1 protein-coding gene and 1 pseudogene are annotated in these 485 nt (G+C 46.2%); one reads left to right on the top strand and one right to left on the bottom strand.

Annotation, left to right across the window (positions count from 1 at the left end; all coding sequences use genetic code 11):
• On the top strand, positions 1 to 171 hold a 171-nt coding region (locus ACTHUR_RS19470; protein WP_440400434.1), incomplete at its 5' end, for a lytic murein transglycosylase.
• 66 nt (positions 172 to 237) lie between these two features.
• On the opposite strand, the pseudogene ACTHUR_RS19465 reads toward ACTHUR_RS19470, so the two are convergent.
• Positions 238 to 485 (bottom strand): annotated as a pseudogene (locus ACTHUR_RS19465) (aldose epimerase); the annotation flags it as partial.

The raw sequence follows: 485 nt of genomic DNA, 5'->3' as shown, positions 1-485 counted from the left end.
GTTGCAGACAATGAGAAAGCTGTTTTGTTCAGCTTGGAAACCAGTCCGAGCGTATTTGAATATTATCTCGGTCTGAATAATTTCTATACAGTTTGGCAGTATAACAACAGCCGGATGTATGTTACCGCCGTGCGTGATATTGCCAATGCAATCAACAACAACGGTTTGTAATATTCAAAAACCACCTTCTCCAAGGTGGTTTTTTATTTGAGAGTTTGAAATCAATTCACTCCAAACTCAAGCAATCAAACGGATTTTCATACCGTAATGCTTTTTGCCATGTCCGGAAACAAACTGTCCGCCGCGCGCGGGCGATAAAAATGCGTTGCCTTCGGCGGTAGGCTCGGCGCAGGTGTATTGTCCGTTGCGGTCGCTCCAAAGCGCATAAACGGGCAGGTTTTGCGTTCGGATGTCGAGTTTCAGTCCGTCAAACGCAACATGTGTGTCCGACGGCGAGGCGACAAATTCCGTATGTGCGATATAGT

It is taken from the genome of Neisseria sp. P0021.S007, assembly GCF_051956855.1.
This window is presented reverse-complemented; position numbering and strand designations above follow the sequence as displayed.